The 8,750-nt window shown below is 69.8% G+C and carries 8 protein-coding genes; 2 read left to right on the top strand and 6 right to left on the bottom strand.

Translation table 11 applies throughout. From position 1 onward, the window contains the following. A partial coding sequence (locus A5481_RS34955; RefSeq protein WP_210179214.1) for a hypothetical protein occupies positions 1-302 on the top strand: 302 nt, incomplete at its 5' end. A 367-nt stretch (positions 303-669) separates the two neighbouring features. Here the strand turns inward: A5481_RS34955 and A5481_RS34595 are convergent. From A5481_RS34595 to A5481_RS09470, 6 genes are all read right to left on the bottom strand, one after another. After that, a complete protein-coding gene (locus A5481_RS34595) occupies positions 670-828 on the bottom strand; it encodes a hypothetical protein (protein ID WP_167350065.1) in 159 nt (52 codons plus the stop codon). A gap of 288 nt (positions 829-1,116) precedes the next feature. Further along, on the bottom strand, positions 1,117-1,419 hold the full coding sequence (locus A5481_RS09490; RefSeq protein ID WP_048434302.1) for a hypothetical protein: 303 nt from the start codon (positions 1,417-1,419) through the stop codon (positions 1,117-1,119). Positions 1,420-1,612: 193 nt separating this feature from the next. Then, positions 1,613-2,206 carry an NUDIX domain-containing protein gene (locus A5481_RS09485; protein ID WP_048434303.1) on the bottom strand — a complete coding sequence of 198 codons (594 nt, stop codon included), beginning with the start codon at positions 2,204-2,206 and terminating at the stop codon, positions 1,613-1,615. After that, the gene (locus A5481_RS09480; RefSeq protein ID WP_048434304.1) at positions 2,203-2,478 is read right to left on the bottom strand and encodes a sulfurtransferase TusA family protein; all 276 of its coding nucleotides are present in this window, start codon (positions 2,476-2,478) and stop codon (positions 2,203-2,205) included. The genes A5481_RS09485 and A5481_RS09480 overlap by 4 nt, the downstream gene beginning before the upstream one ends. 149 nt (positions 2,479-2,627) lie before the next feature. Beyond that, on the bottom strand, positions 2,628-3,056 hold the full coding sequence (locus A5481_RS09475; protein WP_048434305.1) for a hypothetical protein: 429 nt from the start codon (positions 3,054-3,056) through the stop codon (positions 2,628-2,630). A gap of 234 nt (positions 3,057-3,290) precedes the next feature. Beyond that, positions 3,291-4,658 (bottom strand): glutamate--cysteine ligase, encoded by a 1,368-nt coding sequence (locus tag A5481_RS09470; RefSeq protein ID WP_048434306.1) that lies wholly within the window; start codon positions 4,656-4,658, stop codon positions 3,291-3,293. Positions 4,659-5,180: 522 nt separating this feature from the next. Between A5481_RS09470 and dnaE the strand changes: the two genes are divergently transcribed. After that, positions 5,181-8,717: a DNA polymerase III subunit alpha gene (gene dnaE, locus A5481_RS09465; protein ID WP_064503909.1), complete on the top strand. Its 3,537-nt coding sequence runs from the start codon at positions 5,181-5,183 to the stop codon at positions 8,715-8,717. Positions 8,718-8,750: the final 33 nt, after the last annotated feature.

Genomic DNA, 8,750 nt, shown 5'->3' with positions numbered 1-8,750 from the left:
TCTCCTTCCACTTTGTTTCCGTCGTCCGGGAAAGGGGGAGACTCACGAGGATCGTCCGCCCCTATGGTCGGGCCGAGGTCGCGGTGTCGTGGACCGTGCACCTCGCCGTGCCGGCCTGCGTAAGCGATTTGTCTCTCGGCAGAATCTGGATGATCAGGGATATCATGCGCACTCACCTCATCCTGATGTGTCGGTCGATCTTCGATCGCCTGACGCCTCCGGATGAGGTGGAAGGATGGAATATCCCTGATTATCTAGGATTTTATCGACAGCGAAATCGATCGGGCGGGTTCTCAGCGTGAGCCTGAGGATAGGATATATCCTGATGGTTCGGTTCACCGCCAGGTAAACCCGCTCGAGCGGGTTCTCGCAGCCGGGTGATAGTGTAGAACATCCCTGATTTATCAAGATTTTTTGATAGAAAGGATGGTCACACAAGCTCCCGGAAGGCTGCCGGCAGCGCCGTTCGCGACCGGCAGGCCGGTACGGTCACCCCGTCGTGAGGCTGCGGCCGACGAGCGTCCGCGGCCTTGTTTCGTCACCCGGCATGGCGCCGGACGAGTCGGAGGGCGCGACGGCGGCCTCCGCGGAAGGTCTGGACCGACGGCGCGGGGCGTCGTCGGCGTGGGCCGGAGCTGCCGGAAGCGGGCGCGCCGCAGCGCGAGACGCTCAGTGGATCGACTGATCGGGCTTGCGCTCGTTCTGGGCGAGCGTGGCCTCGTAGATCTCGGCCTGCGCACGGGTCAGGCCGCTGACGAGCACGAGCGTGCCGCGGTAGACCGTGTAGGTGCCGTCCTGGGTGGGCTTGACGCGAATGACCTGGGACATGCGCTGGCTCCCTTGCGCGAATCACGACTGATTTTCTTGGATTTGAACGTGACGTTAACGACTCGGGCGGTGTGCGCAAGAGGGCTCACCGCAAAACCGCCCGGTTCTCGTCACGATCATGACCAAAGTACAGTCGGTCGAGGAGCGGCGGGGCGCCGGCTCCTCTCACGCGGCGGCAACGCGCCGGTCCGCCCCGGGATCCGGCGTTGCCGGCTCACCATCGCCGCGACAAATGCCGTAGGGGCAAGGCGGAGGAGAGGCGGAAGGCCGTGCCCGCTCCGTGCCGGCTCAGGACGGCGAGCGGACGCTCGAGACGTGGATCGTCGGGGCGCTCTGGGCCGAGGGCGCCAGGACCGGGGCCCTGCCGGGGATCGTCCACCAGCCGACCGCCGAATGCACCGCCAGGGTGAGGCAGAGCAGAACCAGCATCGAGAGGGCGTGCCGCGTCATGCTCGGCTCCGCCGGGGCGGCCGAGGGCTCGCGCTGCGGACCGGCGGCACGATCCAGGGACTCGGGCTCCAGCGGGAGGAGCGCGGCGTAGTCCCCGGTGGGCTGGCCGGTCGGACGGTGGAAGGGTCCAATGTTGAACATCGGCGTCTCCTGTCGAGGCCCCTGCGACGGAGGGCTATCGGAACCGCCCAAAGTTAACAACTGCTGAACAAGACGCCAGCCCTGATCACGAACCCGTGAACGACGGTGGTCGTACACCGCCCGTTCAGGATGCCGTGCTTGCCTTTCCGCCTCAAGGCGTCCCTTCGGCGCAAGACCGTCCGGCGCGCGAGTTTCAAGCGCCGACGGCGGCGAACAGGGCCGGGTGCCGCAGGCGCAGGGTCTGGACGAGGCAGAGGGTCTTCATGTCGTCGACCTCGCCCCGGTCGGCCATGGCGGCGAGGTCCGCCAGCGCGACCTCCACCACCTCGATGCTCTCGTTCTCCTCGGGCAGCCCGCCGCCGGCGCCCTCGCGGTCGGTCCGCGCGTAGGCGGCCAGGAAGAGGTCCATCCGCTCGGTCGAGAGGCCCGGCAGAGACCAGACCCGTCCGGCGGGCTCGAGCCGCGACAGGCGCAGGCCCACCTCCTCGAAGGCCTCGCGCCGGGCGCAGGCCTCCGGGTCGTCCTCCTCGCGCAGGCCCGCCGGTGCCTCCAGCAACGACGCGGTACCGTCGACGAAGCAGGGCGGGGTGCGGAACTGCCGCACCAGCAGGGCGACCCGGCGCTCGGGATCGTAGGGCAGCACGGCCACGGCGGGCCCGTGATCCTCGACCTCGCGGCCGATCCGGCGGCCGTCCGGCATCCGCACCTCCGCGACGAGGTAGCGCGCCCAGCCCTCGTAGACGGTGCGGGTACCCTCGATCCGCGGCGGGGTGTCGTCTCGGCTCACGCGGCGCTCTCCTGGCTGTCGGCTCCGCCATCCTCTCGGCGGGCTCCCGTGCCGCGCCGGATCTCGAAGGTCAGGACCCCGTCCTCCCGGAGCATCCGGTCGAGGTGGTCGCCGCGCTCGCGCAGCAGGTTGGGAATGTCGATGGCGGCCATCGGATCGGTGCAGCGCACCGACAGCCCGTCGCCGGGCGCGAGGCCGCGCAGGGCCTTGGCGGTGCGCAGGACCGGCAGGGGGCATTTGAGCCCGCGCAGGTCGAGGTCGTGTCGGGGCATGGTCGCTCGGGTGAGGCTGGTCGCCCACCGGTTGAGCACATCCGGCACGGGCGAGGAAGCCCGTCCGAAGGAAAGCCCAAGCAAAGGAAAGCCCGACGCAGGAGGCATCCTGCGCCGGGCTCGCCTCGGGTCGGCCGGTGCGGCCGGTCTCAGTAGCCGTAGCCGTAGTAGCCGCCGTAGGCCGGGTAGCTGTAGCCGTAGGACGGATAGCTGTAGCCGTAGCCGTAGCCGCCGACCGGGGCGTAACCGCCGCCGTAGTAGCCGCCATAGGCCGGGTAGCCGTAGCCGTAGGAGGAGGCCGAGCCGGCCGCGAGCGCGCCGCCGATGATGCCGAGGGCCGCGCCGGCCGCCAGGGCGCCGCCGGCGCCGATGCCGCGACGGTAGCCGTAGCCGCGATAGCCGCGGTACCCGCCGTAATAGCCGCCGCCGCGCCAGCGCACCTGGTCGACGGTCGCACCCGAGCCGGCGATCGCGGCCGAGGTCGTCGCCGGGAGCGGCGCGGCCTGAACGCCGACGGTGCCGGCGGTCAGGGCAGCGGCGGCGCCGGCCATGACGGCGAGGGTGGTGATGCGAGACATACTGGATTTCTCCGATCAGTCTGAGGAACGTGCCCCGTAGGCCTCAAGAACGACCAAAGGCCGGGATCTGTTCCAGGATTCGGAGCAGATTGACGATCCGTCAGTCCGTAACGGCGACGCTTACCCTGTGGCGGTGCTCCGGCCGCCCCCGGATCGACTGCGGCGACGGGGCGGGCCGGTCCGGCTAAGCTTGAGCGGGAGCCGGGGCCCGGCTCCCGCGATTGTCGGGCCGCGTCAGAACGCGCAGGCGCCGAAGGCCGGATCGACCGCGCCGTTCCACGGCCCGTGGTAGAGCGCGAGCAGGTCCTCGGCCCGGGTCCGCGAGGCGGCGATGGCGTGGAGCGGCGCGAGGTGGAGCGTCTCGTCGCGCCCTTGCGCGTCGCGGCGGCCCCGCGCCTTCAGCCCCGCTTCCGCCAGCGCCAGCGCGTCGCGGGCGAGATCCCGCAGCCGTCGCTTGCCGGCCGCGGCGTCGAGCCCGAGGCGCGGCGCCTCGGCGCGCATCGTCTCGCGTTCCTCGGCCGAGAGCTCGCGCACCAGCTGCCAGGCGCCGTCGAGGGCGGCCGGGTCGTAGTAGAGCCCGGTCCAGAACGCGGCCTGCGCGGCGATCATGTTGGCGTCGCCGACATCGGCGCCGCGCATCTCGAGGAAGCGCTTCAGCCGCACCTCGGGGAAGGCGGTCGAGGCGTGGTTGGCCCAGTCCGAGACCGTGGCGCGCTCGCCCGGCAGGGCGGCGAGCCGCCCCTCCATCAGGTCGCGGAACGAGGCGCCGCTGACGTCGTGGTAGGTCTCGCCGCGCTTGACGAAGTACATCGGCACGTCGAGGAGCCAGTCCGCGTAGGCCTCGTACCCGAACCCCTCGTCGAAGGCGAAGGGCAGCATGCCGGTGCGGTTCGGATCGGTGTCGCGCCAGATCTCGGAGCGGCGCGACAGGAAGCCGTTCGGCTTGCCGTCGGTGAAGGGCGAGTTGGCGAAGAGCGCGGTCGCGACCGGCTGCAAGGCCAGCCCGACCCGCATCTTCGTCACCATGTCGGCCTCGGACGAGAAGTCGAGGTTCACCTGCACGGTGGCGGTGCGCAGCATCATGTCGAGGCCGAGGGAGCCGACCTTCGGCATGTAGCCCTTCATGATGCGATAGCGGCTCTTCGGCATCACGGGAGTTTCCTCCCTGGTCCATTTTGGGCTCATGCCGAGGGTGAGGAAGCCGATGCCGAGGGGATCGGCGGCCTGCCGCACCGCGTCGAGATGGACGCTGAGCTCGTGCGCGGTCGCGTGCACGTCCGCCAGCGGCGCGCCCGAGAGCTCGAACTGGCCGCCGGGCTCGAGCGAGATCGCGCCCCCGCCCTCGACCGCCGACAGGCCGATCACCCGGCCCGCATCCTCGATCGTCTCCCAGCCGGTGATCGCCCGCAGGCCGTCGAGCAGGGCCTCGATCCCGCGCGCGCCCTCGTAGGGCACCGGTGCGTGGTCGGCGCGGTAGAACGGGACCTTCTCGTGCTCGGTCCCTATGGCGAAGGCGTCGTGCGGCTTCTCGCCTTGCGCGAACCACTCGATCAGCTCGGACCGCGCGCTGAGCGGGGTCGCGTCGGACACGTCGCGCGCCATGCGCCACCTCGTGCTTGAAGAACGAAAAACGATGTCTGCCGGCGGGCCGCGACCCACCGTCAAGGTTGCGCCTAAATAGGCCGTGGACGACCGAGCCGCAACGCGGTCCGGGTCATACCCCCCTGATCCATCGATTCCGGCCGGCGCCACCCCGTCAACCAACCGTTCACCACATCGACCGGATCCGGCCCCTCACCCCTTTGACATGGAACAAAACACGAACAAACATTCGGGCATCGCCAGGGTGGTCCAAGGGGACAGACCATGAACATACGCAAGATCCTCCTCGCTGTCACGGAGGTCGCCTCGATGGGCCTGCTCACCGGCGCCGTCGTCCTGTGGGCGGTGGCCCTGTCGCCGATGCACTGAGGCGGCGGCGTGGCCGTGCGGCCACGTCCAGCGGGGTTCCGCCGATTTGGCGGTGAATCCCCAACGATTTTCGGCCCGGTGAGGCGCCCCGGGTCGTGACTCCTCAACCTCCACCGGGAATCCTGCCTCGCTCACGTCGGAGCGAGAGTCGCCTTGCAGATCCTGAAGCCCGTCGGCTACGTCCACCTGCACGTCCACTCCTCGTATTCCCTGCTCGAGGGCGCGCTCAAGATCGGCGACCTCGTGAAGGCCGCGGGCGCCGACCGGCAGCCCGCGCTGGCGCTCACCGACACCAACAACCTGTTCGGCGCGCTCGAATTCTCCGAAAAGGCGGCCGGATCCGGCATCCAGCCGATCGCCGGGATGCAGCTCAGCGTCGCCTTCGAGGCGCCGGAAGCGAACGCCAAGCTGAACGCGACGCATCCGCACATCGTGCTGCTCGCCAAGGACGAGACCGGCTACGGCCATCTGCTGCGGCTGGCAAGCCGCGCCTATTTCGACAACCAGCTCGGCGAGGTGCCGCGGGTCTCCGCCCAGGCGCTCAAGGAGTGCGCCGGCGGCCTCGTCGCGCTCACCGGCGGCATGGGCGGCCCGGTCGATGCGGCACTCCGGGCGAACCGGCCCGAACTGGCGCTCGCCCGGCTGGAGGCCCTCAAGGCGGCCTTCGGCGAGGACCACCTCTACGTCGAATTGCAGCGCCACGGCCTGCCCGACGAGCGCGCCGTCGAGGGCGAGCTGATCCGGCTCGCCGACACGCACGGCCTCTCGCTCGTCGCGACGAACGAGCCCTACTTCGCCAAACCGGAGGATTACGAGGCGCACGACGCGCTGCTCGCCGTCGCCGAAGGGCGGCTCGTCTCCGACGACAAGCGCCGGCGCCTGACCCCGCGCCACGCCTTCAAGACAAGGGGAGAGATGGCCGCGCTCTTCCGCGACCTGCCCGACGCGCTCCAGGCGACCGTCGAGATCGCGATGCGCTGCGCCTACCGGGCGCGCACCCGCAAGCCCATCCTGCCGAGCTTCGGCGCCCCGAGCCTCACGACGCCCGCGCAAGGCACGCCGGAGGGCGCGGCCCAGCAGGCGCTCGCCGCCGCCGCGACGACGGCAGTCGCGAAGGAGATCGCCCCCGACGAGGCGGCCGAGCTGCGCCGCCAGGCCGAGGAAGGCCTGACCGAGCGCCTGCGCCAGCACGGCCCGGCCGAGGGGCTGACGGAGAAGGATTACCGCGACCGGCTCGAATACGAGATCCGCGTCATCACCAACATGAAGTTCCCGGGCTACTTCCTGATCGTCTCGGACTTCATCAAGTGGGCCAAGGAGCACGACATCCCGGTCGGGCCGGGCCGCGGCTCGGGCGCCGGCTCGCTCGTCGCGTGGTCGCTCCTCATCACCGATCTCGACCCGATCCGCTTCGGCCTGCTGTTCGAGCGCTTCCTCAACCCCGAGCGCGTCTCGATGCCGGATTTCGACATCGATTTCTGCGTCGAGGGCCGCGAGCGGGTGATCCGCTACGTGCAGGAGCGCTACGGCGAGGGTCAGGTCGGCCAGATCATCACCTTCGGTACGCTGCTCGCCCGCGGCGTCTTGCGCGACGTCGGCCGGGTGCTGGAGATGCCCTACGGCCAGGTCGACAAGCTGACGAAGCTGGTGCCGCAGAACCCGGCGAACCCCGTGACGCTGGCGCAAGCCATCGAGGGCGAGCCGAAGCTCCAGAGCGCGATCGAGGAGGAGCCGGTCGTCGCGCGGCTCATGAGCATCGCCAAGAAGCTCGAGGGCCTGCACCGCCACGCCTCGACCCACGCCGCCGGCGTGGTGATCGGCGACCGGCCGCTCGAAGAACTGGTGCCGCTCTACCGCGATCCGAAGACCGGGATGCGGGTGACCCAGTTCAACATGAAGTGGGTCGAGCAGGCGGGCCTCGTCAAGTTCGACTTCCTCGGCCTCAAGACCCTGACGGTCTTGCGCGCCGCGACCGACCTCCTGAAGCTGCGCGGGATCGAGGTCGACCTGCCCTCGCTGCCGATCGACGACACCCTCACCTACGAGCGCCTGAGGAAAGGCGAGACGGTGGGCGTGTTCCAGGTGGAATCGGCCGGCATGCGCAAGGCGCTGGTCGAGATGTGCGCCGACCGGTTCGAGGACATCATCGCGCTGGTGGCGCTCTACCGCCCAGGCCCGATGGCCAACATCCCGGTCTATTGCGAGCGCAAGCTCGGCCGCGACGCCGGCAACGAGAAGAACTGGTACCCGCACGAGAAGCTGGAGCCGATCCTCGCCGAGACCTTCGGCATCATCGTCTACCAGGAACAGGTGATGGAGGTGGCGAAGGTTCTCGCCGGCTACTCGCTCGGCGACGCCGACCTCCTGCGCCGCGCCATGGGCAAGAAGATCAAGGCGGAGATGGACGCCCAGCGCGACCGCTTCGTGAAGGGCGCGGTCGAGCGCGGCCTCGACAAGGCCAAGGCCAACGAGATCTTCGACCTCCTCGCCAAGTTCGCCGATTACGGCTTCAACAAGTCGCACGCCGCGGCCTACGCGCTGATCACCTACCAGACCGCGTATCTCAAGGCGAATTATCCGGTCGAGTTCATGGCCGCCTCAATGTCGCTCGACATCGACAACACCGACAAGCTCGCCGAGCTGCGCCAGGACGCGCAGCGCCTCGGCATCAAGGTCGAGCCGCCGAACGTGAACCGCTCCGGCGTCACCTTCGAGGTGCATGACGGCGCGATCCGCTACGCGCTCGCCGCCATCAAGGGCGTCGGCCGCGCCGCCGTCGAGGCGATCGTCCAGGCCCGCGGCGACGCCCCCTTCCGCGATCTCGGCGACTTCGCCCGGCGCCTCAACCCGAAGCAGGTCAACAAGCGCACGCTGGAAAACCTCGTCGCCGCCGGCGCCCTCGACGTGATCGAGCCCGACCGGGCCAAGGCCTTCGCCGCCGTCGAGCCGATGATGCGGCTCGCCCAAGGCGCGGCGGAAGCCGAGACCGTCGGCATGATGGACATGTTCGGCGGCGTCGTCGCGGCCGAGGTGGCTTTGCGCATCCCGGCTTACGAGAACTGGCCGATGGCCGACCGGCTCAAGCGCGAATACGACGCGGTCGGCTTCTTCCTCTCCGGCCACCCGCTCGACGAGTACGGCGACCTCCTGCAAAAGCTCCGGGTGCAGACCTGGGCCGAGTTCTGCCGCTCGGTCCGCGCCGGCACCTCGACGGTCGGTCGCGTCGCGGCGAGCGTGCTCGACCGCGCCGAGCGCCGCACCAAGACCGGCAACAAGCTCGGCATCGTCACGCTCTCCGACCAGACCGGCCATTTCGAGGCGATTATCTTCTCCGAAGGCCTCTCGCATTACCGCGACATGCTGGAACCCGGCGCCGCCCTGGTGCTCCAGCTCCAGGCCAGCACCGAGGGCGAGGACGTCCGCGCCCGCATCCAGACCTGCGAACCCCTCGACCAGGCCGCTGCCCGCCACCAGAAGGGCATGCGGATCTACCTGCGCGACGAGCGCCCGATCTCCAGCGTGCAGCAGCGGTTGCAGGTGCGCGGGGAGGGGGAGGTGTCGCTGATCCTGATCCTCGATGGGGGTGAGCGGGAGGTGGAGGTGAAGCTGGGGGGGAAGTACCAGGCGACGCCGCAGATCGCGGGGGCGCTGCGGGCGGTGCCGGGGGTGGTGCAGGTGGAGGTGAGTTGAGGGGCATCGGGCCGCGCGTGATCTGCGCCAGGA

The sequence above is a fragment of the Methylobacterium platani genome, assembly GCF_001653715.1.
Classification (GTDB): domain Bacteria; phylum Pseudomonadota; class Alphaproteobacteria; order Rhizobiales; family Beijerinckiaceae; genus Methylobacterium; species Methylobacterium platani.
This window is presented reverse-complemented; position numbering and strand designations above follow the sequence as displayed.